Source organism: Gilvibacter sediminis, from assembly GCF_028561565.1.
Classification (GTDB): Bacteria; Bacteroidota; Bacteroidia; order Flavobacteriales; family Flavobacteriaceae; genus Gilvibacter; species Gilvibacter sediminis.
On the sequence record NZ_JAQQTE010000001.1, the window covers coordinates 1419784 to 1445480 of the forward strand.

Annotated in this window: 21 protein-coding genes; 11 read left to right on the forward strand and 10 right to left on the reverse strand. The window is 45.1% G+C overall.

Translation table 11 applies throughout. The features are described from left to right. Positions 1–73: 73 nt before the first annotated feature. From POW22_RS06525 to POW22_RS06535, 3 genes are all read left to right on the forward strand, one after another. Entirely contained in the window at positions 74–1135 is a 1062-nt protein-coding gene (locus POW22_RS06525; protein ID WP_272831813.1) for a hypothetical protein, read from the forward strand. 114 nt (positions 1136–1249) lie between these two features. Further along, on the forward strand, positions 1250–2578 hold the full coding sequence (ffh, locus tag POW22_RS06530) for a signal recognition particle protein (protein WP_272831814.1): 1329 nt from the start codon (positions 1250–1252) through the stop codon (positions 2576–2578). A gap of 13 nt (positions 2579–2591) precedes the next feature. Then, positions 2592–3467 (forward strand): bifunctional 5,10-methylenetetrahydrofolate dehydrogenase/5,10-methenyltetrahydrofolate cyclohydrolase, encoded by an 876-nt coding sequence (locus tag POW22_RS06535; protein ID WP_272831815.1) that lies wholly within the window; start codon positions 2592–2594, stop codon positions 3465–3467. On the opposite strand, the gene POW22_RS06540 is transcribed toward POW22_RS06535, so the two are convergent. Genes POW22_RS06540 through POW22_RS06555 form a run of 4 tightly spaced genes read right to left on the reverse strand, consistent with a single transcriptional unit; the run spans position 3464 to position 7687 of the window. Beyond that, the gene (locus POW22_RS06540) at positions 3464–5086 is read right to left on the reverse strand and encodes a class I SAM-dependent methyltransferase (RefSeq protein ID WP_272831816.1); all 1623 of its coding nucleotides are present in this window, start codon (positions 5084–5086) and stop codon (positions 3464–3466) included. The two genes, POW22_RS06535 and POW22_RS06540, sit on opposite strands and share 4 nt — an antisense overlap. Positions 5087–5143: 57 nt before the next feature. Continuing rightward, the gene (locus POW22_RS06545) at positions 5144–5569 is read right to left on the reverse strand and encodes a VOC family protein (RefSeq protein WP_272831817.1); all 426 of its coding nucleotides are present in this window, start codon (positions 5567–5569) and stop codon (positions 5144–5146) included. Further along, positions 5569–6141, reverse strand: coding sequence for a hypothetical protein (locus POW22_RS06550; RefSeq protein ID WP_272831818.1), 573 nt, complete (start codon positions 6139–6141; stop codon positions 5569–5571). The genes POW22_RS06545 and POW22_RS06550 overlap by 1 nt, the downstream gene beginning before the upstream one ends. A gap of 13 nt (positions 6142–6154) precedes the next feature. Then, positions 6155–7687, reverse strand: a complete 1533-nt coding sequence (locus POW22_RS06555) for a helicase HerA-like domain-containing protein (protein WP_272831819.1) — start codon at positions 7685–7687, stop codon at positions 6155–6157. Between the two features lie 147 nt (positions 7688–7834). Here POW22_RS06555 and POW22_RS06560 point away from each other — a divergent pair, with 147 nt between their 5' ends. Both POW22_RS06560 and POW22_RS06565 read left to right on the forward strand, forming a co-directional pair. Then, entirely contained in the window at positions 7835–8278 is a 444-nt protein-coding gene (locus POW22_RS06560; RefSeq protein WP_272831820.1) for a RidA family protein, read from the forward strand. A 75-nt stretch (positions 8279–8353) separates the two neighbouring features. Then, the gene (locus POW22_RS06565) at positions 8354–8947 is read left to right on the forward strand and encodes a 7-carboxy-7-deazaguanine synthase QueE (protein ID WP_272831849.1); all 594 of its coding nucleotides are present in this window, start codon (positions 8354–8356) and stop codon (positions 8945–8947) included. A gap of 55 nt (positions 8948–9002) precedes the next feature. Here the strand turns inward: POW22_RS06565 and POW22_RS06570 are convergent, their stop codons facing one another. Continuing rightward, on the reverse strand, positions 9003–9551 hold the full coding sequence (locus POW22_RS06570; protein WP_272831821.1) for a DUF2911 domain-containing protein: 549 nt from the start codon (positions 9549–9551) through the stop codon (positions 9003–9005). Between the two features lie 272 nt (positions 9552–9823). On the opposite strand from POW22_RS06570, the gene gyrB reads away from it, so the two are divergent. The 4 genes from gyrB to secDF all read left to right on the forward strand — a co-directional run bounded on the left by gyrB (position 9824) and on the right by secDF (position 16816). Beyond that, positions 9824–11764, forward strand: a complete 1941-nt coding sequence (gene gyrB / locus POW22_RS06575; RefSeq protein WP_272831822.1) for a DNA topoisomerase (ATP-hydrolyzing) subunit B — start codon at positions 9824–9826, stop codon at positions 11762–11764. A gap of 203 nt (positions 11765–11967) precedes the next feature. Continuing rightward, positions 11968–12894: a malate dehydrogenase gene (mdh, locus tag POW22_RS06580; protein ID WP_272831823.1), complete on the forward strand. Its 927-nt coding sequence runs from the start codon at positions 11968–11970 to the stop codon at positions 12892–12894. Between the two features lie 132 nt (positions 12895–13026). Further along, positions 13027–13620, forward strand: a complete 594-nt coding sequence (locus POW22_RS06585; protein ID WP_272831824.1) for a hypothetical protein — start codon at positions 13027–13029, stop codon at positions 13618–13620. Positions 13621–13789: 169 nt separating this feature from the next. Then, entirely contained in the window at positions 13790–16816 is a 3027-nt protein-coding gene (secDF, locus tag POW22_RS06590) for a protein translocase subunit SecDF (RefSeq protein ID WP_272831825.1), read from the forward strand. A 62-nt stretch (positions 16817–16878) separates the two neighbouring features. Here secDF and POW22_RS06595 read toward each other — a convergent pair whose 3' ends face one another. The 5 genes from POW22_RS06595 to folE form a co-directional block, all read right to left on the reverse strand. Next, positions 16879–17364, reverse strand: coding sequence for a DUF192 domain-containing protein (locus tag POW22_RS06595; protein ID WP_272831826.1), 486 nt, complete (start codon positions 17362–17364; stop codon positions 16879–16881). A gap of 1 nt (position 17365) precedes the next feature. Beyond that, positions 17366–18301, reverse strand: a complete 936-nt coding sequence (lgt, locus tag POW22_RS06600; RefSeq protein ID WP_272831827.1) for a prolipoprotein diacylglyceryl transferase — start codon at positions 18299–18301, stop codon at positions 17366–17368. Between the two features lie 61 nt (positions 18302–18362). Continuing rightward, positions 18363–18632, reverse strand: coding sequence for a membrane protein insertion efficiency factor YidD (gene yidD / locus POW22_RS06605; protein ID WP_272831850.1), 270 nt, complete (start codon positions 18630–18632; stop codon positions 18363–18365). Between the two features lie 12 nt (positions 18633–18644). Beyond that, positions 18645–20117: a cysteine--tRNA ligase gene (cysS, locus tag POW22_RS06610; protein ID WP_272831828.1), complete on the reverse strand. Its 1473-nt coding sequence runs from the start codon at positions 20115–20117 to the stop codon at positions 18645–18647. Positions 20118–20159: 42 nt separating this feature from the next. Beyond that, positions 20160–20837, reverse strand: coding sequence for a GTP cyclohydrolase I FolE (gene folE, locus POW22_RS06615; protein WP_272831829.1), 678 nt, complete (start codon positions 20835–20837; stop codon positions 20160–20162). A gap of 143 nt (positions 20838–20980) precedes the next feature. Here folE and POW22_RS06620 point away from each other — a divergent pair, with 143 nt between their 5' ends. Continuing rightward, positions 20981–21421 (forward strand): hypothetical protein, encoded by a 441-nt coding sequence (locus POW22_RS06620; RefSeq protein WP_272831830.1) that lies wholly within the window; start codon positions 20981–20983, stop codon positions 21419–21421. An 81-nt stretch (positions 21422–21502) separates the two neighbouring features. Further along, a partial coding sequence (locus POW22_RS06625) for a PKD domain-containing protein (protein ID WP_272831831.1) occupies positions 21503–25697 on the forward strand: 4195 nt, incomplete at its 3' end.

A 25697-nucleotide genomic window follows, 5' to 3' on the forward strand; every position in this document is an offset into this window, starting at 1 on the left:
CAGGGGCGGTTTTTTTTAGTGCTTTTTGAAGCAACCTTTTAGGGTGTTTTCGTACTAGTAGTAAAACCTAGTTATGAAGCACTTTTTTCTTTTTCTCTTCGCCGCAGCGACCCTAAGCTGTGTGAATGAACCGCTCAATATTGATCCTGTTGCTCAAGGCGACCTTATTGAGGAATCTTCAGAACTCTTCCAATTCTTAGCTCAGATCACAGAGGATGAATCCGCTCAGACCAGTGTGACCTGTATTGACTTTATTTATTCCTTTGTCGTTTATGTATACGATGAAGAGGACGAATACGTTTCGGCTACGCGTGTAGGTAATGATCTGCAGTTTTGGCAATTCCTTTTGAGTATTCCCGAGGAGCATTCCGTAGGCATCAGTTTTCCAATACAAGCTACTTTAGACGATGGAACCCTCTTTGAGATCAATACTGCGGATGAGTTAGCCCAGAGCATTCAGGGGTGCATAACCGAAATTCAACAAGAGGTGCTCGGCGGTGTTGCAGAGGCTTTTAAGCAATGCGGATGGGAAGTAAGAGCCGCAGAAGGCAATGCGCCCGATCAATACGAATTCAGTGTTTTTGAAGTGACTCCGAGTGGTGGGGTAGTGTTCTACGATGCGGGATTAGGTTCTCCGGGAACCTGGATCTTTTATTTTATCGCCAATCAACTCCATATGAATATCAATCTTGACGGAGTCAATGATCCTATTGAGGAGAATTGGAATAAGGATTGGATCGTAACCTTTTACGGCGAGAATACCCTGCAGATCATGCGAGATGAGCTCACTTATGAGCTCAACAAGATCTGCGAACCGGAGATCTACTGTACTACCTTATTCTTTGAGGAATGTGTTTCTGATGATGACGATCCACTGCCGCCATTCACCGCAAATTTCGAATTTGAGAATTACAGCCGTTGCATTGGCCTGATCACAGAGAAGCCCTTAGAAGAAGGGTACAGTTTTGACTATTTTGAAACGGAGGCAGACGCAGAAGCCAACGTTAACGCCTTGCCGCAAGACGGATATACCAATATTGTAAATGCCCAAACAATCTACGTACGGATTACAGACCCGACTGATGTGGAGTTCGAGTTGGTGGAGATCACCATTTTGGCCTCGTTATGTGAATGATTTTTTAAGAATCAGCCAAACGAAAAGACGACCCTCAGCGGTCGTCTTTTTGCGTTTAAGGGGCTTGTCCAACTTCAGGCAAAAATGTACCTTTGCCCTTTACCAATTTTAGCGATGTTTGATAATTTAAGTGATAAGTTAGATAAAGCCTTACACGTGCTCAAAGGGCACGGTCAGATTACAGAAGTAAACGTGGCTGAAACCTTAAAGGAAGTACGCCGAGCGCTTTTAGATGCGGATGTCAACTACAAGATCGCCAAGGACTTTACCAATACGGTTAAAGAGAAGGCCTTGGGTCAGAACGTATTGACTACTCTTCAACCGGGCCAATTGATGGTCAAATTGGTGAAAGATGAGCTTACCGAGCTCATGGGTGGCGATGCCGCTGGAGTTAATTTGAGCGGAAACCCTTCTGTGATCCTCATGTCTGGACTACAGGGTAGTGGTAAAACGACCTTCTCTGGAAAACTCGCTAACTTCTTAAAGACCAAAAAATCTAAAAAACCTTTATTGGTTGCTTGTGATGTTTATCGTCCGGCGGCAATTGATCAGCTTCACGTTGTTGGAGATCAGATCGGGGTAGAGGTATATTCAGACCGCGGGAACAATGACCCAGTGTCTATTGCAACAGCGGCTATTGCTCACGCCAAATCCAACGGCCACAATGTAGTTATTGTGGATACCGCAGGTCGTTTGGCAGTGGATGAAGAAATGATGACCGAGATCGCTAATGTACACGCAGCGATCAAGCCAGAAGAAACCCTTTTTGTGGTGGATTCCATGACCGGTCAAGATGCTGTGAATACAGCGAAAGCCTTTAACGATCGTTTGAATTTTGACGGGGTCATCCTCACCAAATTAGATGGTGATACCCGTGGTGGTGCGGCCATCTCTATTAAGAGTGTGGTCAACAAACCGATCAAATTCATCGGTACGGGTGAAAAGATGGAAGCCATTGACGTCTTCTATCCTTCACGTATGGCCGATCGTATCCTAGGGATGGGAGACGTGGTGTCTTTGGTAGAACGCGCTCAAGAGCAGTTTGACGAAGAAGAAGCTCGTAAACTCCAAAAGAAGATCGCGAAGAACCAATTTGGTTTTGACGATTTCTTAAAGCAGATCCAGCAGGTAAAGAAAATGGGGAATATGAAAGACCTCATTGGAATGATCCCGGGTGCAGGAAAAGCATTAAAGGATGTAGATATTGATGACGATGCATTCAAGCACATCGAGGCCATCATTCACTCCATGACTCCAGAAGAGCGTTCCAATCCTGCACTGATCAACGCCAGCCGTAAAAAGCGCATCGGGAAAGGTTCAGGTACCTCGGTACAACAAGTGAACCAGCTGCTTAAGCAATTCAATCAGATGAGCAAAATGATGAAGATGATGCAAGGCGGTGGCGGTCGCAAGATGATGCAAATGCTAGGCAAACAACGATAATACCTTTATACATATGATACTACTAGACGGACGCAAGTGCAGTAATGAGATCAAAGATGAGATCAAAGAGCAGGTAGATGCTCTAAAGGCCAAAGGCCAAAAAGTACCGCACCTCGCAGCAGTCTTAGTAGGAAACGACGGAGCTTCGCTTACCTATGTGGGTAGCAAGGTTCGCGCTTGTGAACGCGTAGGTTTTGAATCTACTTTGATCCGTCTGGATGAAGAGACCACAGAAGAGGTTCTTTTAAAAACCATTGAGAACCTGAACAATGATGACGAGATTGACGGATTCATTGTACAGCTTCCGCTCCCAAAGCATATTGATGAAGAAAAGGTCCTATTGGCTGTAGATCCAGACAAGGATGTAGACGGTTTCCACCCGACCAACTTTGGACGTATGGCCCTAGATATGGAGAGTTTTATTCCAGCCACGCCTTTTGGTATTATGGAATTGCTCCGCAGAAATGAGGTAGACACTCAAGGGAAGCATACTGTAATTATTGGACGCAGTCATATTGTAGGTCGCCCCATGAGTATCTTGATGAGTCGCAAAGGAAACCCTGGGAATTCAACCGTTACCCTAGCGCATTCCAGAACGCAAAATATTGAAGAGTACATCAAATCCGCAGACATTGTAATCTCTGCTTTGGGTGTGCCTGAATTTGTCAAGGCCGATATGGTCAAAGAAGGCGCTGTAGTGATCGATGTGGGAATTACCCGTGTTCCGGATGAATCCCATCCAAAAGGCTATGTCATCAAAGGAGATGTTGAGTTTGATGGGGTAAGTGCCAAGTCCTCACACATTACTCCGGTTCCTGGAGGTGTTGGTCCTATGACCATTGCGATGCTACTGCAGAATACCTTGCTAGCACGCGCTAGAAGAGCTTAATCGCTTCCATTCTTGGTGAGGTAATTTATGCTCACCGTTGCCAATTCATTATTTGGATATTTAGAGAAATACTTGGCGTCGCTCTGTAAGCCTAAGCGTTCAATGACCTTGGTAAATACATCGAGTTCCACAATAAACTGATCCGAAAAGCCATGTGTGGCATCATAAGCCGTAGCTGCCGTCTTACCTATATTTTTTGCTGTAATATTCGGATCCAAGGTGTGTAATTCAATCACCAAAAGCCCAAACTTTTCGATATAAGGCAGCCAGTCTGCCATATGCTCATAAAGGTTTTGTTCTACAGCACTGTTGCTGAGTTTTTCTCCCCGATGCGCATAGGCTCCGGTACTGCTACTTTGATGCTTCGCTTCCTGTTTAGGGACCGACCAGGGTCTGTTGTGATCCAAAAAGGTACGTACGTTCAAAAGGTCGGCAAGCTCAATATCATAACTGGCTTGAATGTCTTTTTCTAGGGTTTCGGGGTCGGCAATATCGCCCCAAATTACTTTGGCCCAAATATCTGCCTTGATCAAATTGGCTCGGGTCACTTTTAGCGCCGCTTTGTTGAAGTCCACTCCAACTAAAAACAAAGGATATTCTTCCAACATTTGCCCACGACGCGTGCGTTGCTCAATCACATCAAAAAGATGGATCAAAAAGGCTCCGTTCCCGCAGCCCATATCTAAGATTCCTTTAGGCTGTTGAGCAATGGGTTTATTAAAGAGTTCAATGATAATCTCGTCAATCTTTTTAAAATAAGCTGAGTGCGCGCCACCACTGCCCCAAACGTTCATTTCTCTGTTTACGTGGATCTCTGGTGTATTGGGCATATCGCTGCGCAGTAAGGCGGCATTCCCGAACAAAAGATCATCCATTCGTCTAAAAGTTGGAAGGTAAGAAACGGTAACACCATAGGCCGTTGAACGTCGGGCAAAGAACAAACCTTTGTTGGTGAATTTATAATGCCCATTCTGTTTGCTAAACCAACCGATGTGGGTCAAAAAATCTAAGATTTTACTGAAGTTCTCCGGGTCTTCGTGGAACTCATCAGCCCCAAAGGAAGCCTCCATAAAGTATTTGTGGAACATTCCGTCCATGCCCAACATCACGGTAATGGGGCCCACTAAAAGTCCTTCTATATGTAATTTGATCTGTTGGTCAATTTCTTGTTCCGAGGCCGTTTTGCCGTTACCGTCATAATCGCCTTTCTCATAGCGCTTAAAGATTCTGTTTAAAGCAGCTATTGTTTCCAAGTCAAAACTGCGTGGATGAAACTCTTCTGCAGTCTGCAGAAAATCCACTACATCGCCATAGCGTAAAAAGGCCTTAAAAGCATAGTCACTTTTGTCGTTGCAGACAAGGCTAATGGATTCGGTTTCTGGATTGAGTGTATAGGTCAACCAACCTTGAGAAGCCAAAACCCGCAGGGCTACGTTCACATATCCCTCGTTACCTCCAACTTGAGCATTTAGGGCATCAAGCGTAGTAATCTGAAGTTCCAGGAGTTGGGTAAGAGCACCTTTCTGAAATAGGGAATAGGCAACCGGAGCAGTGACAATACCGTCTAAATGACGGAACAGTTCACTGCGGTATAAGCGCTTTTCTTCTGCTGATAACATAGAGCGGGATTTATAGTAAATATAAAGAAATACCCGCGCGCGCTGTTTTTCGAGGCGTTAATCTATTGCAAAAAGCTGAGAAAGATCTTTGAAGGCTTTGAATTCAAGGGCATTTCCAGCAGGGTCTAAAAAGAACATCGTAGCCTGTTCTCCTGGTTCGCCTTTAAATCGAACATAAGGTTCAATGATGAATTCAATAGCTTCTGCTTGGAGTCGAGCAGCAAGCGCTTCAAAGTCTTCTAGAGTTAATACAACACCAAAATGCGGGACTGGAACCGCCTTGCCATCAACGGCATTGGTATGCAGATCATCTGCGGATTTCTCTTTGTAGTGAATCACCAACTGGTGTCCGTAGAAATCAAAATCAACCCAGTGGTCGCTGCTTCGGCCTTCTTTACAACCCAGCAAGTCGCGGTAAAAACTGCGACATGCTTCTAGGTTGTGTACGGGTATAGCGAGGTGAAAGGGACGTAATTCACTCATTACTCTTCGCTATTATCTTCTTTGTCCCAACTCATCATCATGAATTTGAACTTAGCAGTTTCTGGGATCTGAGTCGCCTCTATTTTGTTGGAAGTGTAACGCAGACTTTCTGGTAGTTGGTCTTTGTCTATCACCACATAAACATCGGTCTCATTGAGGTTTACCACAACGGAACTCAAGGTTGAGTAAATGTCAGAAATGGTATAATTGTCCTTAATGGTTTTGTAGGTTCCATCTGCGCTCAATCCTTTAGCAGTCTTGTAGCGTGGATCAACAATGCGGATGGTTTGAATGGTGTTGGTATCGGCCTTTGGAGTGTGAGGAGTCAGTACCAAAAGGAGGCTTCCGGCCTTATCGTAGATCTCCACATCGCCACCGGCAACAAATTGATCTTCGGTAATTGCTATTTTAACCACAGAGTCTAAAGCAAATACAGAATCGAGCTCTTTTACTTGTACTGTTTTGCTGAGGTTTCCGATCTGACCTTGGTCGATCAAAAATGGATCTTTTTCTGTATTACAACTTACTACGGTTAGCGCTACCACAGCGGCAGCGAGCCAAAAATTACGCATGTTTGTCTTTTTATTACTTGATTAATTTTCCTAAAATTCCCAATACCGAACGGATCACCGTAGGACTGGTCAATACTTTTACCACCGGATTCTGTCTGCTTGAGCGTCGGCTACTGGAGCTTCTGCGGCTGCTGGATCTGCTGGTTTCTTTTTTCTCCTTTTCGGCTTTGGCGCGAGTTTCTTCGCGTTCAGCCACTTCAATTTTTTCGTTGAGCATCTCGTAAGCGCTTTCGCGGTCGATCTCCTCGTTGTATTTTTTAATGAGTTTGGAGTTGTCGATCAGCTCCTTTAACTCATCGTCCTCCAAAACATCCATACGACTCATAGGCGCTCTTAGCATTGTTGCCGCCAGTGGCGTTGGAATACCTTTCTCATTCAAGGCGGTCACCAAAGCTTCTCCAATTCCTAGGGAAGTTAAAACCTCGTCTGTTTTGTAATAGTCAGAGAGCGGATAGTTCTCTGCGGTCAATTTGATGGCTTTGCGATCCTTAGCGGTAAAAGCGCGCAAGGCGTGTTGGATCTTAAGTCCCAATTGGCTCAGTACAGCTTCTGGTACGTCGGTTGGATTTTGCGTCACAAAATACAATCCCACGCCTTTAGAACGGATCAGCTTTACAATGGATTCAATCTGATCCAAAAGCGCATCACTGGCTTCTTTAAAGATCAGGTGCGCCTCATCAATGAAGATCACCAATTCCGGGCGGCCGCTGTCTCCTTGTTCCGGGAAAGTGGAGTAGATCTCAGCCAAGAGCGAAAGCATAAAGGTGGAGAACAATTTTGGGCGGTCTTGGATATCGGTCAAGCGAACCACATTGATATAACCCATTCCGTTTTCATCCACACGCAAGAGATCGTCTGTATCAAAAGACTTTTCACCAAAGAACAGATCTCCGCCTTGTTGTTCCAATTCCACTACACGTCTTAGGATAGCTCCCGTAGATGCTGGAGAAATACGTCCGTATTCATCGGCGAATTCCTTTTTACCCTCATTGGTAGAATACTGTAAGATCTTTTTGAAATCCTTCAGATCCAAGAGCGGTAATTTGTTGTCGTCGCAATATTTAAAGATGATCGAGATGATCCCGGCCTGTGTTTCTGATACGTTTAGGATTCGCGATAGGAGTACCGGTCCAAATTCACTCACGGTTGCTCTTAAGCGAACACCATCTTGCTCAGAAAGCGAAAGGATCTCCACAGGAAACTTTTTGGCTTCAAATGGAAAACCGATTTTTTCGTGGCGCTCGTCAATTTTGGGATGTCCGGGACTCGGTTGTGCAATCCCAGAAAGGTCACCCTTCATGTCCATCAACAGTACAGGTACGCCGTGAGCAGATAAGTTTTCTGCCACAATTTGCAGGGTCTTGGTTTTTCCTGTTCCTGTAGCTCCTGCAATCAAACCATGACGGTTCATGGTTTTGAGCGGAATTTTAATCAGTGCATTGGTTACTGTTTCGTCATTGAGCATCCCAGCACCAAGGGTGATGAAATCTCCTTTGCACTTGTAGCCGTCGTTAATATGATCAAAGAATTCCTGAGTCTGACTCATACTGATGGATTTTGTGGTAAAAATAGGAATTGTCCTTTAGCTACTGAAATTATTGCTACCTTAATACTTTACAACAGCCATTCGAACATGAAATCATACCCAATAACGGCATTACTATTAACGAGTTTAATTCTATTTAGTTGCCGAATGACCTCAGAAGAAAACCCCACGCCAGACGCGCCAAGCACTCCAGAGACTGCTGTGTCCAATACTCCCGAGTACCACGCTTCACATTTAGCGAGCCGACAAAACACGCCGTTTAGCGATGCCGTACAAGTAGGGAATACCTTTTACCTTTCTGGGCAAATAGGGAGGGACCATGCTAAAGGCAAGTTAGTGGAAGGGGGAATTGAAGCAGAGACGCGTCAGACCTTAGAGAATATTAAAGCGGTATTAAATCATCACGGGATGGACATGAGCAACGTGGTCAAAGCTTTGGTTGTTTTAGATGACATTGAAGACTTCGCGGCTTTTAATGCGATCTATACGAGCTATCTGCCTCAAAAACCGGCTCGAACCACCTTTGCTGCAGAAGCCTTGGCCGCAGGAGCTAAAATTGAGATCGAGGTGGTTGCAGTTAAAAGCGAATAAATAAGGTCAGTTGCCGGGCAATGTATATCTTTGCCGCCTGTGGATCCACAAGTAAAAAAAGAAGTAGACTTAGGCATGCAGTTGCCGCTCATGGAAGCCTTTTACACCATTCAAGGGGAGGGCTTTCACAAGGGGACGGCTGCCTATTTTGTGCGCATTGGAGGCTGTGATGTTGGCTGTCATTGGTGCGATGTAAAGGAGAGTTGGAACGCGGAGCTACATCCGCCTACCCCAACAGAAGAAATCGTCTCAGAAGCGCTAAAACACAGCGACACGGTTGTTGTAACAGGTGGTGAACCGCTCACTTGGAACATGGAACCGCTCACATCAGCTTTAAAAGAGCGAGGCGCTAAGGTGCATATTGAAACTTCAGGAGCTTATGAATTGACGGGTCAATGGGATTGGATCTGTTTGTCTCCGAAGAAAATAAAACTACCTCTTAAGCCTATTTACAATGAAGCCGATGAGCTCAAGGTCATTATCTACAACAAGCACGATCTTCAATTTGCAGAAGAGCAAGCCGCTCAAGTAGGAGAGCAGTGTATCTTATACATGCAGCCTGAATGGAGTGTACGTGACAAGGTCATGCCGCTCATTGTAGATTATGTGATGGCCAATCCTAAATGGAAGGTTTCCCTGCAGACCCACAAGTATTTAAACATTCCGTAAACAGCATAAAAAAACACCGCATAAAGCGGTGTTTTTGTTTTTATGGATGGGTGAGTTATGCCTTCTTGAAAGGAACAGTCACGCGTACTTTGTCCCAGCCCATGTGTAAATCCACACCGCCATCACCTTCTGTAAATAGCATGCTGAATTCCTCAAGACTGTCTGAAGCCATAGTAGCAGCTGCCTTCGCGCGTGCTACATCTTTCTCTTGCTTGTAGAAATAAGCTCCCCAGGCGTTGAGGTCGCTATTGATGATCACGGTCCATTCGTTGTCTCCTGGAATAGTGAACAAAGAGTAAGTTCCTGCAGGGATCTTTTTCCCGTTTAGCGTCATGTCTACGTAAAAGGTGATCTCTGCGCATTCGTTAGCTCCTGTACGCCAAACTTCTCCGTTTGGAGCCAATTTAGCTAGACTGCGTCCTTTGAGTTGTGGACGGCTGTATTGTACTTTAACTAGTTTGTTAGCGTCGCGGTAGTTGTCTGGGTAAGAGGCTACGTCCATAGGAGACTTGTCCAGACCTTTAAAGTCCTGTGCATTGAGATTACCTGCGGCAACAAATAAAAGGCTAAAAGCAAGGCCTTTAAGGATAGATTTTAGTTTCATGATTTTTGGTTTTATGTTAATGTTTTGGATTGTTTAACAAAGTGTTAGTCACAAAAATATTCAAAACTTACCGGCCTTTTTAACATTTTAAGATTCTTTAGGATTTATTCAACGCTCAAACACGGATTTACCCTACCTGAAAGAGGGTCTTTTTTTCACAATTTTGTGTTAATAACTTAAGGGGTTTAAATCGCTCGAAATACTAGATTTTACAGCGGTTTTCGTTATATTTGTTAGTCTTATAAAATCACACAAAAAATCAGCTAACTTTTATGAGTGACGAGCAAAATAAAAAAGGGTATGGTGCAGACAGTATCCAGGCCCTTGAAGGCATGGAGCACGTTCGAAAAAGACCCTCCATGTACATTGGAGATGTGGGCGTTCGCGGACTGCATCATTTGGTATACGAGGTGGTGGATAACTCGATCGATGAAGCTTTAGCAGGCCATTGTGATACCATCGGAGTTTGGATCAATGAGGATAACTCCATTACAGTACAAGATAACGGTCGGGGAATCCCGGTCGATATACATAAAAAAGAAGGTGTTTCTGCCCTAGAAGTGGTAATGACCAAGATCGGTGCCGGAGGTAAGTTTGACAAAGACTCTTACAAAGTATCTGGTGGTCTCCACGGGGTTGGGGTGAGTTGTGTTAACGCACTTTCAGAACACTTAAAAGCAACCGTTTTCCGTGAAGGGAAAGTGTGGGAGCAGGAATATGAGCGTGGAAAGACCTTGTATCCGGTAAAATCCACAGGAACTACAGATCAGCGCGGAACTACTGTAACCTTTAAGCCAGACCCAATCATCTTTACTCAGGTCTTGGAATACAATTATGACACTCTCGCAAGCCGTTTGCGTGAGTTGGCCTTCTTGAACAAAGGAATCACCATCACCATTACCGATCGTCGTCACAAAGATGAGGAGGGTAACGAGATCAGTGAGACCTTCCACAGTACAGAAGGGCTTAAAGAGTTTATCAAGTATCTAGACGATACGCGTGAGCCAATCATTGCAGACGTGATCTCCATGGAAGGAGAGAAGAACGGAACGCCAGTTGAGGTGGCCATGATCTACAACACTTCCTATAGCGAGAATCTACACTCTTACGTAAACAACATTAACACCCATGAAGGGGGTACACACCTTTCCGGATTTAGACGTGGGCTTACTACTACGCTTAAGAAGTATGCCGATGCTTCTGGGATGCTAGACAAATTGAAGTTTGATATCTCTGGAGATGACTTCCGTGAAGGATTGACAGCTATCGTTTCTGTAAAGGTATCAGAGCCTCAGTTTGAAGGACAGACCAAAACAAAATTGGGTAACCGTGAGGTGACCTCTGCGGTTTCTCAGGCGGTTTCTGAGATGTTAGAGAACTATTTGGAAGAGAACCCTCAAGATGCTAAGACCATCGTTCAGAAGGTGATCCTAGCGGCTCAGGCGCGTCACGCGGCACGTAAAGCTCGCGAAATGGTACAGCGTAAGACCGTGATGAGCGGTGGAGGACTGCCAGGAAAGCTCTCGGATTGCTCTGAGCAGGATCCAGAAAAATGCGAAGTATTCCTCGTGGAGGGAGATTCGGCGGGTGGAACGGCCAAGCAAGGTCGTGACCGTAACTTCCAAGCTATTTTGCCGCTTCGTGGTAAGATCTTGAACGTGGAGAAAGCCATGCAACACAAGGTTTTTGAAAACGAGGAGATCCGCAACATCTTTACTGCTCTTGGGGTAACCATTGGGACCGAGGAGGACAGTAAAGCTTTGAACTTAGAAAAACTGCGTTATCACAAGATCGTGATCATGTGTGATGCGGATGTCGATGGTAGTCACATTGCTACGCTGATCTTGACCTTCTTCTTCCGCTATATGCGCGATCTGATTGAGGCTGGACACGTCTACATCGCCACACCACCATTATATTTGGTGAAAAAAGGCGCCAAGAAATCCTATGCTTGGGATGATAAAGAGCGCGACGGTATTGTGGAGAGCTTTGGCGGTTCAGCAACCATCCAACGCTATAAGGGTCTTGGAGAGATGAACGCAGAGCAGCTTTGGGATACAACTATGAATCCGGAGTTCAGAACCCTGCGCCAAGTAACTATAGACAACGGAACAGAGGCCGATAGAATCTTCTCTATGCTGATGGGGGATGAGGTGCCACCACGTCGTGAGTTTATTGAGAAAAATGCAGTATATGCAAATATCGATGCCTAATTGAAAGGCTTCTCATAAAAGAAAAGAACACCGCCTAGTGCGGTGTTTTTTTATGATTAACACCAATTGCGCTTTGTCGCCCTTTTATACCGTTGACAGATTGCCAACAGGGTTTTGCTTTAATATTAGGTTTAGGTGCTGCTACAAACTGCTTTATTTCGTAATTTTGCACAAAATTTAACACCAAATAAAACACATATACTATGAAAGTTACTGTTGTAGGCGCCGGAGCTGTTGGAGCAAGTTGCGCAGAGTACATCGCCATTAAGGATTTTGCATCAGAAGTTGTTCTGTTAGACATCAAAGAAGGATATGCAGAAGGAAAGGCCATGGACTTGATGCAAACGGCTTCTTTGAACGGATTTGATACGCGCATTGTTGGAACCACTAATGACTATTCCAAAACGGCTAACAGTGATATCGTAGTGATCACCTCAGGAATTCCTCGTAAGCCAGGAATGACTCGTGAGGAATTGATCGGAATCAACGCTGGGATCGTAAAGTCAGTATCTGCAGCACTTATTGAGCAATCTCCAAATGCGATCATGATCGTGGTGAGTAACCCAATGGATACCATGACCTACTTGACGCACAAAACAACTGGATTGCCTAAGCACCGCATCATCGGAATGGGAGGAGCACTAGACAGCGCCCGTTTCAAGTACCGTTTGGCTGAGGCTCTTGGAGCACCAATTAGCGACGTAGACGGTATGGTGATCGGAGGACACAGTGATAAAGGCATGGTGCCACTTACGCGTTTGGCCACTCGTAACTCTGTTCCAGTAAGTGAGTTCATCTCAGACGAGCGTTTGAACCAAGTTAAAGAAGACACTAAGGTTGGTGGAGCTACTTTGACCAAACTTTTGGGTACTTCTGCATGGTACGCGCCAGGTGCTGCAGTAAGCGCTTTGGTACAAGCAATTGCTTGTGATCAAAAGAAGATCTTCCCTTGTTCTGCTTTGCTAGAAGGAGAATTTGGATTGAACGACCTTTGTATCGGGGTGCCTGTAGTATTGGGCAGAAACGGTATTGAGAAGATCGTTGAGATCGACTTGTCTGATGCGGAGAAAGCACACTTGCAAGAAAGTGCTGCCGGAGTACAGAAAACCAATGGTTTGCTTGAGCTGTAATCGCTTATCGACATAAATATTCAAAGCCGCCTTCGGGTGGCTTTTTTTATGGTTTAAACCGGCTGAGAATCGCTTTGATTTTCAATCGACTACTCGCTTTTAAAAACCCATAGAATCCTTTATATTTGGCGCATGAATTCCAAATGGTTATACGGAGCGCTGTTTGTACTGCTAGTTTCTCTAGGGGTGCAAATGGATCGTAACTTGCTTTCTAAGCAAGAGATCGCGCTGCAGTTTACCGAGCAGGGATTCAATCAAGACAATGCGCAGCTCGCCATATCAGAAGTTAAAACACAGCTTCTGGGAGCAGGAGCCACCGATATTCAGATTATAGAATTAGAGGCGGGTCAGCTCAAGATCACTTATTCCAGCAAGCTGAGTGTTACCCAGATTCAGCAACTGTTGACCGATGCAGGTCTAGCTTCGCATCAGCCTTTAGAAACGCCACAGACACCAGATCAGGACGAACTGACGGCCTATCAATTGGACGTTTATGAGCTTCAAGAAAGCGGAACAGACCTTGACATTGAAGGCGCTCCTGTCGTTGAGGTTCAAGTTAAAGAGCATTTAACGGTTCCGAGCAGCGCTGGTTTCTTTTTTGCTGCTGATTTTGATCTGGCCGTTTTGCCTAGTACGGCTAAAGCTCAGATCACTTTTGCTAATGACCAATTAAAATCACGTTACGCATATTTACTTCCAGAGGTGCGTGCGGGACCTTTGGTTTAGGGAACATTTGAGATTGACTCAATGGAGCGTTGATCCAGTTTCCAGACTTCGTTTTTGTCGAGGAATCCTACCTCGATCCTTATTATTAAAGTATATATCATATTCATTGTCGGCTTAGGCGCTAAGCTTTATATTTGCGCGTTTAAAATCCGACTCAAAAAAAATAATCATGCAAAACAAAGGACTTATAACGGTATTCGCTATACTGTTCGGGTTGGTAAGTATCTACCAACTTTCCTACACTTTCATTTCCGGTAAGGTTGAAGGTGACGCTAAAACCTATGCACAATCCTTGTTGCCAGACACTGACCCAGAAGGGCGTGAAGCTTTGGAGACGAAATACTTGGATTCTGTTGCCGATATACCTGTACTATTCGGGATCGATTACAAATCGGCTAAAGAAAAAGAATTAAAGCGTGGTCTTGACCTTCAAGGGGGGATCAACGTAACGCTTCAGATTTCTGTTCGCGACATCCTAAAAGGATTAGCAGACAATTCTGAGCACCCTGCTTTCGTTAAGGCATTGAACGATGCTGACGCACTACAGGCACAGAGCCAAGACACCTATTTGGAGTCTTTCTTTGAGGCTTTTGAAGCGATTCCAGGAGACAACCAATTGGCAAGTCCAAAGATCTTTGCTAACCGTACTTTAGATGATCTTATCGACCTAGACATGACCAACGATGAGGTGAAGCCTATCTTGCGTCAAAAGATCGATGAGTCTATCGTTTCTGCTTTTGAAGTACTCAGAAAGCGTATCGATAAGTTTGGGGTAACGCAACCAAACATTCAGCGTATTGGACAGTCTGCACGTATCTTGGTAGAATTGCCAGGAGCCAAAGACATTGAGCGTACTAAAGAGCTTTTGACCAGTACCGCCCTTTTGGAGTTCTGGGATCTTTACAAATACGAGAACGTTGCTGCTTATTTGAACGATGCTAATGCTGTGATGGCGAACATCAACAAAAAAGCTGCAGAGACTACAGAAACTGCGCAAGACACTACAGGTCTTGACGAGGATGTATCTAACCTTTTAGGAGGAGACAACGTAGACGGAACAGAAACTGCTTCTGTTTCTACGACACCATTAAATGACCTTATTGAAAACTTTGGATTCACTGGTGGTGCAACACTGATGCGCGTTAAGCCCGAGAACGTTGAAGCGGTGAACGCTATTTTGAACCACCCTCAAGTTCAAGCCAGAATGCCACAGAGCATTCGTTACACAAAGTTTGTTTGGGGGAACCCAAGCGCAGATCCTACTACTGGAGAAGAACTTGTTTCTCTTTACGCGCTTAAGCGTGGATCAGACGGGAAAGCACCACTTAGTGGAGGTGTGATCGTTGATGCTGCTCAAACTTATGACCAGTACAACAAGGTTGCTGTTGATATGCAGATGAACGGTGTTGGAGCTCAGACCTGGGAGAAAATGACCGGTGAGGCTTACAAGAATCAAAGCCAGATCGCTGTTGTTCTTGATGATGTTGTATACTCTGCCCCAACAGTAAGCAACGGAGCCATCTCAGGAGGTAGAACACAGATCACTGGAGACTTCACCGTTGTAGAAGGAGAAGATCTTGCCAACGTATTGAGAGCTGGTAAACTTCCGGCACGTGCAGAAATGATTCAAGGAGCAGTTGTAGGACCAACTCTTGGTAAAGAAGCGATTAGTAGTGGTATGATCTCCTTTGGAATCGCCTTGCTATTTGTTTTGATCTGGATGGTATTCTACTACGGCTTTGCTGGACTTTTTGCCGACGTTGCTTTGATTGCGAACATCTTGTTCATCTTTGGATGTTTGGCAGGTATTCCTGGAGCGGTATTGACCCTTCCTGGTATTGCAGGTATTGTACTTACTATTGGTATTTCTGTGGATGCGAACGTACTTATCTTTGAGCGTATCCGTGAAGAATTGCAAAAAGGTAAGGCTCAGAAATTGGCCATTAAAGACGGTTTCAACAACGCCTTGTCTTCCATCTTGGATGCGAACATTACTACCGGTCTAACCGGTATTATCCTCTTGGTATTTGGAACAGGACCAATTAAAGGTTTTGCCACTACCTTATTGATCGGTATTTTGACTTCTTTGTTTACTGCGATCTTCATCACTCGTTTGTTGATTGACTGGTACACTAAGAACGGAAAGAGCTTGAACTTCTCAACTCCTGCAACCAAGAACCTATTCAAGAATGTAAATATTGACTTCCTCGGAAAGCGCAAGATCGCTTATATCATCTCTGGTATTTTGATCGCGGTAAGTTTAGGATCTCTTTTCACCAACTCTTTGAATATGGGGGTTGACTTTGTGGGAGGACGTACCTACATCGTGCGTTTTGACAAGGATGTGAACGTAGAAGAAATTTCTAAAGACCTTATTGACGTATACGGTTCTGCGGAAGCTAAAACCTACGGTAGCGACAACCAGCTTAAAATTACTACCAAGTTCAAGGTAGAAGAAACAGGCCTGGAAGTTGACCGTGAGATTGAAGAATTGCTTTATAACGGATTAAAGCCAAACCTTCCTGCAGATCTAAGCTTTGCTGATTTCTCTAGCAGTAGCGGTAAAGTAGATAAGCAAGTGGGTGTGATGGAATCCAACAAAGTGAGTCCAACCATTGCCGATGATATCCAACAAGGATCCTTCTTGGCGGTACTCGGATCACTGATCGTAGTATTCCTTTATATCCTCTTGCGATTTAGAAGATGGCAGTTCTCTTTGGGCGCAGTAGTAGCGGTATTCCACGATGTACTTATTGTACTTGGAGTATTCTCACTCACTTATAAGATCATGCCTTTCAATATGGAGATTGACCAATCGTTCATTGCAGCGATCCTGACGGTGATCGGTTACTCGCTCAACGATACCGTGGTTGTGTTTGACCGTATTCGTGAATACTTTAACGAGCACTCTACTTGGAAGATGGACCGTATCATCAACGGAGCCTTGAACAGTACCTTGAGTCGTACGTTGAATACCTCTTTAACTACCTTGATCGTACTTCTTTCGATCTTCTTCTTAGGAGCTGAATCGATCCGCGGATTGATCTTCGCCTTGATCGTAGGTGTGGTAGTAGGTACGTATTCATCGATGTTCATTGCAACTCCAGTAATGTTTGATACCGTGAAAAAACGCGGAATCGACCTTACGGATAAGAATGCTAAAAAAGAGGAAGAAGCAGAAAATCAAGCTGCTTAATTCCCGCTTATTTAAATTAAAAAAGCCACTCGAATGAGTGGCTTTTTTTTATGCGTTATGTTTTATTGAATTTGCCAGCTGAGAGAATCTCCTGGCTTAATATTCCATTTATCGGTCAGGCCTCCGTTGAGTTCCAAAACATATTTGGCGGGCGCTCCGGAGGGCAGCGAGCTTGTATTTAGTGGTTGCGCATTCTTTTGAATGCTCACTACTTTTTGATCGCTCCCAACATAGATGATGTCTAAAGGGAAGCGGGTGTTCTTCATATAGAAGGCTTGTTGGCGCTCTTGATCCATAATAAATAGCATGCCCTGTTTTTCTTCCATGCTGTTGCGATACATTAAACCGGTTTGGCGTTCGTAATCGTTGTCGGCAACCTCTATGTCTATTTGTATGCTGCCAACGCTGTCTGGTTTCACTATGGTAAGGCTTCCTTCTTTGGTAAAGGAGATCTCTGTTGCGGTGACGGACTTGTTCGAATCCGAAGCATCCTTACAACTACCCAAAAGTAGGGCAAGGGTAAATCCACAATAAATTATACGTCGCATTTTAAGCTGATTTAGGCGTGTAGAAAGTAGGTTTGCGGAACATCAAGTACAATCCAAAGATCACAAACGGAATGCTCAATAGCTGTCCGGTGTTGAGTCCAAACGTACTGAGATATTCATCTCCTTGAGATTCCTTTAAAAACTCCACAAAGAAGCGAACAGACCACAGCAGCGCAAAGAATAGTCCGAACATATAACCCAGACGCCATTTCTTATCGGTCTTCCAATAAACAGCTAACATAATAATGAAGGTGAGTACATAACCCAGGGCTTCATAAACTTGTGTAGGGTGTCTATAAGGTACAGCCGCCAAAACCTCCGCAAATTGTGGATCGTTTACAATAGCGCTGTAGGCCTCACTTACATCTTTCTTTCCAGTGATGGACATCACTTCACCTGGGTTGAGGTCATTGCGGACCAATTTTACTCCAAAGGCATAATCTCCGCTAATTTTCCCTACGATCTCTGAATTCATAAAATTCCCCAAACGCACAAAGGCCGCCCCAATGGCAGCAGGAACCGTAATACGATCAAAGATCCAAAGCACGTTCTTTTGAAGCTTTCTTTTGTTGTAGAGGATGAGTGCGATCACCACACCAATGGTGGCCCCATGACTGGCAAGACCTTTAAAGCCTGTAAATTCAAATTCTGGAGTGGTTCTTATAGGTAAGAACACAGAAAAGAAGTCTTGACTAAAAAGTTCTGGTTGGTAAAAGATCACATGGCCCAAACGCGCTCCAAAGAGAATGGCCAGAACCATATAAATGAATAGACTGTCTAGCTTTTCAATATTTTCCTTTTCATTCAGGAAGATCTTCTTCATCAAATACCAGCCCACAACAAAGGCTAAAACGTATGATAAACTGTAGAATCTCAGTGTGAATGAACCGATTTCAAACCCTTCTAGTGGGTTCCAGGTAAAACCTAAATAATGCATGGTGGTAGTCTATTTCGCCTTAAAGATAACAAAGCTAAGCGGCTCTATCCTTAAGGGCTTCTTAATTTTCTTGACTTTCTGAGCTGGTTTTTACAGCTCCTGATTTGGGAGGGACCGGGTCATAGCCAGATCCGCCCCAAGGATGGCAGCGGCCAATGCGTTTGGCGGCCAACCAACTTCCTTTGAATAAACCGTGAGTTTTTAAAGCGTCCACTGCGTAGTGGGAGCAGGTAGGCTCAAACCGACAGGTTGCAGGTGTCAACGGAGAAATGACCCATTGATACAATTTGATCAGCAGTAAAAAAGGAGCGATCAGTATTTGCTTGAGCAGCTCCACTAATCCTTACTTTAAAGTATAGGTAGTGCCGTCTTTGCTGTCCTTGAGCTGAACGCCAGCTTCTGCCAATTGATCTCTAATGGAATCACTGGTTGCAAAGTCTTTGTTGGCACGCGCTTGATTTCTGAGTTCTATCAAAAGTCCAACCGTCTTGTCTAAAGTGTCAGAATCATCACCAGCATTACCAACAGCTTCCAAACCAAGAACATCAAACATGAAGTCGTGCATGGTCTGCTTTAAGGTAGCAATATCATCAGCGGTCATGCTTTGATTGCCTTCTGCCACAGCATGGACTATTTTGGTAGCGTCAAAAAGATGCGCGATCAAGATCGGACTGTTAAAGTCGTCATTCATTGCATCGTAACAAGACTGGCGCCAAGCGGCCACATCAAAATCAGAAGTGCTTCCCGGCTTCAGGCTATCAATCATTCCGTAAGCTTCCATGAGGCGCAAATATCCTTTTTCTGAGGCGATCAAGGCATCGTTTGAGAAATCCAAGATACTTCTGTAATGCGCTTGGTACATAAAGAATTTGGCCACGGTAGGCGCAAAGGCTTTACTTAAGATATTGTTGTTTCCAGAAAAGAGCTCTTCCGGCAGTATATTATTTCCTGTGGATTTAGCCATCTTCTTTCCGTTGAGCGTCAACATATTGGCGTGCATCCAATAATTTACAGGACTGATTCCGCTAGAGGCTTCAGCCTGCGCGATCTCACATTCGTGGTGCGGGAACTTTAAATCCATTCCTCCGCCGTGAATATCAAATTTATCACCCAAATATTTAGTGCTCATGGCTGTACATTCCAAATGCCAGCCCGGGAATCCATCACTCCAAGGAGAAGGCCAGCGCATGATGTGTTCGGGTTCTGCTTTTTTCCAAAGGGCAAAGTCCTGCGGATTTTTCTTTTCACTCTGAGCGGCCAATTCACGCGTATTGGCAATCATGTCTTCCAACTTACGACCACTGAGCTTTCCGTACTCTTGGTCCTCGTTGAACTTCATCACATCAAAGTAGACCGAGCCATTTTTCTCATAAGCATAGCCTTTGTCTAAGATCTCTTGAACAATGCGTTGCTGCTCAATGATATGTCCTGTGGCAGTGGGTTCTATGCTCGGTGGTAAAGCGTTGAATTTGGCCATGATCTGATGGAAATCAACAGTATAACGTTGTACGATCTCCATAGGCTCTAGCTGCTCAATTCGCGCTTTTTTTGCAATCCGATCTTCTCCGCTATCCGCATCATTCTCCAAGTGACCGGCATCGGTAATATTGCGCACATAACGCACTTTATAACCCAAGTGACGCAAATAGCGAAACACCATGTCAAAAGACAAAAACGTACGACAATTCCCCATGTGTACGTTGCTGTAAACAGTAGGTCCGCAGACATACATCCCAACAGCACCGGGTGTTATGGGGTTAAAGACTTCCTTTTCTTTGCTAATGGAATTGTAAATGCGTAGTTCTTGCTGGATCATGGAATGGCCAGGTAGTTAAAGTCGTTCCGTTAAAAGGAACTATTAAAATTCAGTATCTAAATTAATATAATCGAGGAATTCTCTGCGAACCGCCGGATCTTTAAATTTTCCGCCGAACTCACTGGTTACCGTACTGGATTCGATATCTCGGATTCCTCTGGAGTTCACACATAAGTGCTTGGCATCGATCACACAGGCCACATCTTCAACACCCATAACCTCTTGCATCTCTTTAACGATCTGCATGGTGAGGCGTTCTTGAACTTGCGGACGTTTGGCATAATAGTCTACAATGCGGTTCATTTTTGACAAGCCGACAACCTTTCCATCAGAGAAATAGGCCACGTGTGCACGTCCAATTATAGGTAGAAAGTGATGTTCACAGGTAGAGTAGACCACAATGTTCTTTTCTACCAGCATTTCACCGTATTTGTATTTGTTGTCAAATGTTGAAGCAGATGGCTTTCGGTCTGGATGCAGTCCGCCAAAAATCTCGTTCACGTACATTTTAGCCACGCGTAAAGGAGTTCCTTTAAGACTATCGTCCTTTAAGTCTAGCCCTAAGGTGTCCATAATTATTTTAAAATGCTCTTGAATAATTTCGATCTTCTCCTGATCGCTCATATCAAAGGCATCCGGGCGCATTGGTGTGTCCGTTGAAGAGCTGACATGATTGTTGCCAAGCTCCTCGATTTGTTTTAGATGTTTTTCTAAATCCATTGCAAACATTTGTTTCAAGGAGCAAAGATACTTAAACCCCTGTTTTTAGAGGGAAACTTCTCTTAAAATTGTGGCTTAAGCGGCTTTCTTAAGGTAACAAAGTCATAAAATTTTCTTAATTTTCCCGCAATATATTCCCTGCAATGAAAATTAGAAAAATTTGTTGGGTGAGCTTAGTGTTCGCCTTGTTATGCGCACCACTGGTATTTGCGCAGACCACCAAACCAAATCCGGGAAATTTTGACCGTTTTGTTCAACAGGTTTATACTGGTGAAGGTCAAAAGACCATTCGCCCGGAAAGCCGCCGATATGCATTCATGAAAGAGTGCTTTGAAAATCGTATTTCTTTTATCACTTCAGACAAGGACAAATTGGCTAATGCCAACTTTAAACGCCTGTCTGATATTCCCTTGTTCAATCATTACAACAAGGCACTTATGCGAGACGCAGGCTTTGATCCAGCTACATTCAATCCATTTAAGTATCACCTTGGGTTTTATGAAAAAGAAACTCAGGTAATTCATGTAGACGGAACCAATTATCTCATAGTGATCGCACCGCAAACCAGTGCGGCAGATCGCTAAACACAACATCAACTAGCTATGATATGAGAGCCTCAGGCGTAGGTCTGCGGTGATCATCTTCCGAAAGGAGAAATTAAAATTATGAAAAAAATTACCTTACTACTTCTTGCGCTTATTGGCTGGACGGCAGTTCAGGCGCAGGATATAAACATTCAGGACGGTACCTTCTTCCTATGTACAGGAACTCTTTATGATACAGGAGGACCGGCAGCTCCCTATGGCAATGACGAAACCATAGTCATGACGCTTTGTTCGGATACTCCGGGCATTGGAATTGAGCTCGATTTTACCTTTTTCAGCACTCAAGTTGGAGTCGACGTACTCACCATTTACGACGGACCCGATACGGCTTCTCCCATCCTTGGGGATTTCTCAGGCACGGCAGGTCCAGGCTTTATTGCTGCCACGGGAGCCTCGGGATGTCTCACCTTGGAGTGGAACTCGGATTTTGTGATCAACTCACCAGGTTGGGTGGCAGACATCAGTTGCTGTCAAGTGATCAACGCGGTATTTGACAGTTCTACACCTCCAGCTGCAGCAGATGGAACCATCAATGCTGCCGTAGGAGAAAATATCACCTTTAACGGAAGCGCAACCTTTTCTATGGACGGTACTGGAGCTACTTATGAGTGGGATTTCGGAGACGGCACAACGGCCTTCGGGACAACTGTGAATCACGCTTATGCAGCCTCAGGAGCTTATCCCGTCACCCTTACGGTCACTGACGCCACAGGCTGTACCAATAACAACAATATCAATGTAACTGCCCTTATCGGTTTCGGTGGAGCAGACCCGGGTAACCTTTTTGTAGATGCGGGGCCAGATGTCACCCTTGATTGTGGTTCTGGCGGGAGTGTTACGCTAGTTGCAGATTTCCAAGAAATCTTTGAAACCTTCAGTACCGATTATACCGTTTCGCCGATTGTTTACAGTCCGCCTTTCCCGTTTGACGGATTGGCCAACTCTATTGATATTACTTCGGATGACACTTGGTCAGGGGTAGATACGCTGCCTTTTGAATTCTGCTTCTTCGGAAACTTAGAGCAAGAGTTTCAGGTAGGCTCTAACGGGGTTCTGCGCTTTGACGTAGATCCGGGAGATGCTGGTAATGGCTGGGCTTTTTCCGAAGACCTTCCAAATAACACCAATGAAACCCTGGGAGAGGCCAATATTTTCTCTCCTGTGCACGACATCTTCCCAGGTGTAAATCCAGCCAATGAAATTGGTTATGAGGTTTTGGGTACTTTCCCAAATAGAGCCTTGGTAGTTTCATTCTACGAGGTAGCTATGTTCTCTTGTACAGATCTGAACGCTACCCATATGATTGTGATCTATGAGTTCTCAAACATCATAGATATTTACATTCAAGACAAACCTTCATGTCCAACTTGGAATAGCGGAAATGCCGCCCTTGGGATTCAAAATAACGATGGGGACTTGGCCTATGTACCACCCGGGCGTAATACCTCAGACTCTCCTTGGACTACAACGAATGAAGCTTGGCGTTTTGCTCCAGACGGAGCGCCCTCTTACGTTTTTGAATGGGTTGATGACACCGGAGCTGTAGTTGGCTTCTCACCAACCTTAACTGTTTCTCCGACCGTAACAACGACCTATACAGCTCGTGTGACTTACACCAATACTTGTAATGGAGAGGTGGTTGTTTTAGAGGATGATGTAGTGGTGACAGTGGATACTCCTTTTACCGTTGACCTAGGTCCAGATACTAGCGTTTGTGATGGAGGACCGATTGTTTTAGATGCTGATCCAGGTGTGCCTGGGGTGAGCTATGAGTGGTTCCAAGACGGAATTCTATTGCCGGCAGAAACTGCTTCAACCTATACTGCGACCGTTTCTGGTACGTACCGCGTTATTGTTTCCGATGGTTCTTGTGACGCTAGTGATGAGATTGTCATTGTAATTGGAACGACTCCTGTTCCTGGAACGCCAGATCCTTTAGAGGTTTGTGACTTCCCTTTTGATGGTTTTGCTGAATTTACCTTGACCGATGCCGACGCTCAGATCATTGATGGCGGCACAGGTTTAGTAGTTCGATATTATGAAACTTTAGCACTGGCAGATGTGGGTGATCCTGCAGATGCGCTTGTGAGTCCTTATACCAATATTACCGATCCGCAAACGGTCTATGCCCGTTTGGAGGAATCTGCTTCTGGCTGTTATGCTACGGTAGAACTAGTACTTGATGTATTAGACGGCCCAGTGGTTAATGACCCGATTCCCGATTATGTGCTGTGTGACGACCCTTCAAATGACGGTGTTGAGCTCTTTGATCTTACCACCATGGAGCCGCTTATTTCGCCAGCGCCAGCGGGAGTGATCTTTACTTATCACGAGACTGCAGCAGATGCAGCTGCCGGTACTGCGGCAATAGGTACGCCAACAGCTTACAACAACTTGACCAATCCTCAGACCATCTACGTGCGTTTAGAAAGTGCAGATGGTTGTATTAGCGTAGGGGAGTTTAACTTGGTTGTAGAGCCTGTTCCTGCATTTATTGATCCGACTCCATACATACTTTGCGACGATGGTGTTGCTGATGGGTTCACGGAATTTGACCTTACAGTGAAGATCCCAGAGATCACGGGAGGAGCAGTAGATCTTTCTGTTAGCTTCTATTTGACTTTAGCGGATGCTGATGCCGGTGCGCCAGCATTACCGACCTTATACACCAATGTTACTAATCCGCAGACCATTTTTGTTCGTGTGCAATCGGTAACTACGGGTTGTTATGATACCACAAGTTTAGAACTTGAAGTCCTTGATGCTCCTGCAGCGGCAACTCCAACGCCTTTGGAATACTGTGATCCAGATAATGATGGCTTTGGTGTGTTTACTTTGGACGATGCTACGCTAGAGATTACTGGAGGCGATCCTGATGTTGTGGTGACTTACCACGAAACCTTTGCAGACGCCACTAATGGTGTGCTGGCCTTGACCAGTCCTTACAACAATATCGTTTTTGGAACGCAGACTGTTTATGCAAGAGTCGCTAATGCCGTGACCACGGGTGACGACTGTTTTGTCATCGTTGAACTTCAACTGATTGTATTAGACACTCCTCAGATCGCTGACCCCGAACCTCTTTTAGCCTGCGACGACAATGACGACGGCATTGTGGTATTTGACTTGACGGTCAAAGACCCAGAGATCTTGGACGGTTTGGATCCTGCGGCTTATACGGTAGAATATTATGAGGATGCGGCCTTCACTTCGCTGATCGCTCCGGCTACGGCCTATACGAACTTGACCAACCCACAGACGGTCTTTGTCTTGGTGACGGACAACACCAATATGTGTACTTCGACCACGACCTTAGAGTTGATAGTCAACTTCCCACCGGAGGTCTTCCCACCAACACCGTTAGAGCTGTGTGATGTGAACAATCCGGGCGACGAGGTTGAGGAGTTTGACTTGGAGCTGGCTACCCCGGAGATCACAGGCGGTGACACTTCACTAATTGTGACCTACCACGAGACTGCTGCGGATGCCGATGCTGGAGACAACCCACTGACGAGTCCTTACACCAACACGAGCAACCCGCAAACGATCTTTGTACGGGTAGAAGACCCAGACACGGGCTGTTTTGTGAGTGATGTGGTGACCTTAGACTTAAGAGTAAACCCACAACCGAGTCCAACCCCAGATCCCACCCCGATTGAGATCTGTGATGCAGACAACGACGGTTTTGTAGACAGTTTTATACTGACCGATAGAGACATCGAGATCATTAACGGCGAGCCGGATGTCGTGGTGAGCTACCACGAGACCCTGGCAGACGCGCAAAGTAATCTGTTCCCACTAGTATCTCCTTATGCGAACATAGTGGCCTACAGCCAGATCGTATACGCTAGAGTAGAGAACACCCTAACGGGCTGCTTTGCCATTGTAGAGTTGGAGCTGATCGTACTGAACTCCCCAGAGCTTCCTCTGGAGATTGAAGACTTTGTGATCTGTGATGACGACGACGACGGCATTGCAGTGTTTGATCTAACGACGAAGGATCCGGAGATCTACGGCACCCAAGACCCAGCGACGCTGGATCTGAGCTACCACTTAAGCGAGGCAGATGCCTTGGCAGGAGTGATGCCTATTGTAACGCCAACGGCCTTTGTGAACACGACCAACCCACAGACGATCTGGGTACGTCTGTTTGATCCAATAACGGGCTGCGCGAGTGTGGGCAGCTTTGAGCTGATTGTGAGCTTGCCACCGGTGATTGCCGCACCAGGAGATCTGGATGCCTTGGAGCGTTGTG

Bases quoted from the DNA above. Each gene is read 5' to 3' on its own strand.
- POW22_RS06525 (WP_272831813.1), top strand. From the start codon at position 74: ATGAAGCACTTTTTTCTTTTTCTCTTCGCCGCAGCGACCCTAAGCTGT.
- lgt (WP_272831827.1), bottom strand. From the start codon at position 18,301: ATGCATTATTTAGGTTTTACCTGGAACCCACTAGAAGGGTTTGAAATC.
- POW22_RS06550 (WP_272831818.1), bottom strand. From the start codon at position 6,141: ATGCGTAATTTTTGGCTCGCTGCCGCTGTGGTAGCGCTAACCGTAGTA.
- ffh (WP_272831814.1), top strand. From the start codon at position 1,250: ATGTTTGATAATTTAAGTGATAAGTTAGATAAAGCCTTACACGTGCTC.
- POW22_RS06620 (WP_272831830.1), top strand. From the start codon at position 20,981: ATGAAAATTAGAAAAATTTGTTGGGTGAGCTTAGTGTTCGCCTTGTTA.
- POW22_RS06595 (WP_272831826.1), bottom strand. From the start codon at position 17,364: ATGCGACGTATAATTTATTGTGGATTTACCCTTGCCCTACTTTTGGGT.
- POW22_RS06540 (WP_272831816.1), bottom strand. From the start codon at position 5,086: ATGTTATCAGCAGAAGAAAAGCGCTTATACCGCAGTGAACTGTTCCGT.
- POW22_RS06555 (WP_272831819.1), bottom strand. From the start codon at position 7,687: ATGAGTCAGACTCAGGAATTCTTTGATCATATTAACGACGGCTACAAG.
- secDF (WP_272831825.1), top strand. From the start codon at position 13,790: ATGCAAAACAAAGGACTTATAACGGTATTCGCTATACTGTTCGGGTTG.
- POW22_RS06535 (WP_272831815.1), top strand. From the start codon at position 2,592: ATGATACTACTAGACGGACGCAAGTGCAGTAATGAGATCAAAGATGAG.
- cysS (WP_272831828.1), bottom strand. From the start codon at position 20,117: ATGATCCAGCAAGAACTACGCATTTACAATTCCATTAGCAAAGAAAAG.
- mdh (WP_272831823.1), top strand. From the start codon at position 11,968: ATGAAAGTTACTGTTGTAGGCGCCGGAGCTGTTGGAGCAAGTTGCGCA.
- POW22_RS06585 (WP_272831824.1), top strand. From the start codon at position 13,027: ATGAATTCCAAATGGTTATACGGAGCGCTGTTTGTACTGCTAGTTTCT.
- POW22_RS06545 (WP_272831817.1), bottom strand. From the start codon at position 5,569: ATGAGTGAATTACGTCCCTTTCACCTCGCTATACCCGTACACAACCTA.
- POW22_RS06565 (WP_272831849.1), top strand. From the start codon at position 8,354: ATGCAGTTGCCGCTCATGGAAGCCTTTTACACCATTCAAGGGGAGGGC.
- POW22_RS06560 (WP_272831820.1), top strand. From the start codon at position 7,835: ATGACCTCAGAAGAAAACCCCACGCCAGACGCGCCAAGCACTCCAGAG.
- folE (WP_272831829.1), bottom strand. From the start codon at position 20,837: ATGGATTTAGAAAAACATCTAAAACAAATCGAGGAGCTTGGCAACAAT.
- gyrB (WP_272831822.1), top strand. From the start codon at position 9,824: ATGAGTGACGAGCAAAATAAAAAAGGGTATGGTGCAGACAGTATCCAG.
- POW22_RS06570 (WP_272831821.1), bottom strand. From the start codon at position 9,551: ATGAAACTAAAATCTATCCTTAAAGGCCTTGCTTTTAGCCTTTTATTT.